Source organism: Ferroglobus sp. (genome assembly GCF_015521575.1).
Classification (GTDB): Archaea; Halobacteriota; Archaeoglobi; order Archaeoglobales; family Archaeoglobaceae; genus Ferroglobus.
Genome location: NZ_WANY01000164.1, coordinates 1 through 3,451, shown reverse-complemented (window position 1 = coordinate 3,451; position 3,451 = coordinate 1). Strand labels below are relative to the sequence as shown.

Genomic DNA, 3,451 nt, shown 5'->3' with positions numbered 1-3,451 from the left:
TCTGTATTTTCCTGCTCCTCCTGAATCCGGTATGAACTCGTACTTTTCTATCATTACCGGGTACTCTATCTCTATAGCCTCTATCGGAGTGTTCATGAATCTGGCAAGGTGCGAATCCTGTCCGTCTTTACCGTCTTTGAACGGACGAGCACCCATTCCACCCCCCATGATCTCGATGTAAATCCATCTTTTTCCGTTCTGATAACCGCTGAAGCTGCAAGTTGTTATCTGGGCATGGCTACCAGCCATGACTCTGTCTGGAGCTGCTTCGCTCAAAGCTTTGAGCATGGCTTCGGTTATCTTTTGGGAACAGTTTGTTCTCGCTGCGACAGCTGCTGGTGGTCGTGGATTGACTATCAATCCTTCTTCGGCTTCGATCGTTATCGGTCTGTAGCAGCCGGAATTTATCGGAACGTGGGGGTCGACAACAGCTATAATCGTGTAGTAGACTGCCGCATAAGTCGTCGCTATCGGACAGTTTATATTACCTCTAACTTGCTTCGAAGTTCCGTTGAAATCGACTTTTATCTCGTCTCCTTTTATCCTAACGTTTACTCTAATCTTAACTGGGTCATCTGTAACTCCGTCGTTATCGATGTAGACCTCTCCGCTGTACTTTCCGTCGGGAAGCTTTTCTATCCCCTCCCTAATCCTCCTCTCGGAGTAATCCAAAAGGGCGTTCAGACATTCAGAAACTACTTCGACACCGTACTTTTTGTAGAGCTCTCTAACTTTTTTAATTCCAACGTAATCGGCAGAGACGAGAGCTCTTATATCACCGAGAGTTTTTTCCGGAACTCTTATGTTGTTTTTCAAAATCGCAAAAACGTCCTCGTTTTCTTTGTATCCCTTGTATAATTTGATCATCGGAAGTCTGAGACCTTCCATGAATATGTCCGTCATACCCCCAGCAACTCCTCCCGGAACAGCTCCGCCCATATCTGTCATGTGTGCGATGCTTCCTACGAAGCCCACGAGCTCTCCTTCGTAGAAAACGGGAGCGAAGGTTTGAACATCCATAACGTGCTGTCCACCCATGTAAGGGTCGTTGGAAATTATAATGTCTCCATCTTCAAGAGAATCTGGAGGAAATCTTTTGACGAGTTCTCTCATGGTTATCTCGAAACCCGCAAGAAGCATAGGGGCGTGATGAGCTTGAGCTATCGTATACCCTTTTTCATTGAAAATTGCACAGCTGATGTCCATAACCTCCTTAATTATCGTTGACCTCGCACTTCTGACGATTGTATACCCCATTTCGTCGGCAATCCTTTCAAGAGCGTATCTAATAACCTGCATCGTAATTGCGTCAGCCCTCATCAAACTTTCACCTCAACAATGATGTTTCCAAAATCGTCAATCTTAGCCTTACAACCTGAGTGAATGACAGTCGTTGAGAACTTCTCCTCGATTATGCATGGTCCTTCTACAACATTTCCAGCGAGCATCAACTCTCTTGTGTAAACCGGTACTCTCAAAAATCCGTTTCCAAAGTAAACTTCCCTCTCCTCTTTCAAAGCTTTGCTTGGAGGACTTCTATTACCTTTTTCGATTTTTTCAAGCTGAATTTTCGGTACCTTCCCAATTGCTGTTACTCTAAGGTTAACGATTTCCACCTTTTCGTCCTCGGAACTGTAGGTGTAAACTTCTTCGTGCCTTTTGTGGAACCTCTTTACGATTTCCTTAAAACTCTCCTTCGTGAACTTTGTTCCCCTCTCAATTGGAATGTTCAACTCGTAGCTCTGTCCGGAATAGCGCATGTCCATCGACCATTTAATTTCCATGTCTTCCTCTCTTACACCTTCCTTTCTCAACTGCTCAATTCCTCTTTTCTCCAACTCGGCAAAGTAGCTCTGGAGGAGAGATAAATCGACTTCGTCCTCTTCGGCAATGTAGCTCCTTACGTAATCGTGCTTGATGTCTGCAACGAGAAGTCCAAAGGCGGAATATTCTGAAGGAAGGGGTGGAATTACAACCCAAGGTATGTTGAGATCCATAGCTATCTGAACAGCATGCAAAGGTCCAGCTCCACCGAAAGCGACAAGAGCAAATTCTCTTACATCGTACCCCCTCTCGGTTGAGCACGTAGCTATCCCCTTCTCCATCTTCGCATCAGCTACCCTTATTATCCCCATAGCCACTTCTTCTACGCTCATATCCATTTGATTCGCAAGTTTCGAGATTACCTTTCTCGCAAGAGACTCGTCGAGTTTCATTTCCCCTCCAAGGAAGTTCTCTGCAGAGAGTCTCCCAAGAACTAAATTCGCATCAGTCACGGTAGCATTTTCTCCTCCTTTTGCGTAACAAGCTGGTCCGGGATCAGCTCCGGCACTCTGGGGGCCAACATTAAGAACTCCCGCTTTATCGAGCCAAGCTATGCTTCCTCCACCGGCTCCGATCGTATGTACGTCCACGATTGGTATTTTAACCGGATAACCTTCGAATTTCCCTTCCGTAGTGACGACGGGAGTTCCTCTCTCAATTAAAGAAATGTCAAAACTGGTTCCCCCCATATCCACCGTGATTATGTTCTCAAAACCGAGAATGTTGCCAATAAAACTTCCAGCCACGACCCCTCCTACCGGTCCTGAATTTACTATTGCCACCGCATACTTCTTAGCGGTTTCAGCGGGCATAATTCCTCCGTGAACGAGCATGATTCTAAGGTCTTCAATTCCATACTTCTTCTCAAGCTTTTTTTGAAGATCTTCAAGGTATCTCTCGAGTATTGGCTGAAGGTAAGCGTTCAGAACTGTTGTGCTCGTTCTCTCGTATTCCCTAAATTCAGGAGCTATATCGGAGGAAAGAGAAACGTAAATTTCCGGATTTATCTCCTTTATTATCTCTCTAACCCTCCTCTCGTGAGTTGGGTTTAAAAATGAGAACAGAAACGAAACTGCTATAGATTCGACACCTTCGGAAATTAAAAACTCCACAGCCTCCCTTGCTGATTTTTCGTCGAGAGGTTTTACGATCTCTCCTTTACTGTTCACTCTCTCTTTAACCCCTTTCCTTAAATACCTTGGAACGAGAGGTTCTGGATTGTCTACTGTCATGTCGTAAAGCCCTTCTTTCGGTCGCTGGAACCTTCCTATTTCCAGCACGTCTATGAATCCTTCGGTGGTTATAAGCCCCGTTTTAGCTCCTTTCCTTTCTATGAGTGCGTTTGTTCCTATCGTCGTTCCGTGGACTATGTACTTCAAATTTTCAATTTCTGCGGAACTAATCTCAAGAATTTTTTCGATACCCCTTAAAACTCCAACAGTCAGGTCTTTTGGCGTTGTTGGAGTTTTTGTATGGTAAAGCTTTCCGGATTGATCATCTACAAGAACGACATCGGTAAAAGTTCCACCGACATCGATTCCAATCCTCATTCGAACACCTCTCTCAGGATGTCACAATTAATCATGTAGTCTAACCAATATAAATTTAACGGTTATTGATAGTGAAA

At 44.6% G+C, this 3,451-nt stretch carries 2 protein-coding genes; both read right to left on the bottom strand.

The features are described from left to right. Positions 1-1,320: hydantoinase B/oxoprolinase family protein (locus tag F7C14_RS06705; RefSeq protein WP_290901164.1), on the bottom strand; the 1,320-nt coding region annotated here is incomplete at its 3' end. After that, positions 1,320-3,374 (bottom strand): hydantoinase/oxoprolinase family protein, encoded by a 2,055-nt coding sequence (locus F7C14_RS06700; protein WP_290901161.1) that lies wholly within the window; start codon positions 3,372-3,374, stop codon positions 1,320-1,322. The genes F7C14_RS06700 and F7C14_RS06705, both read right to left, overlap by 1 nt. Positions 3,375-3,451 lie beyond the last annotated feature (77 nt).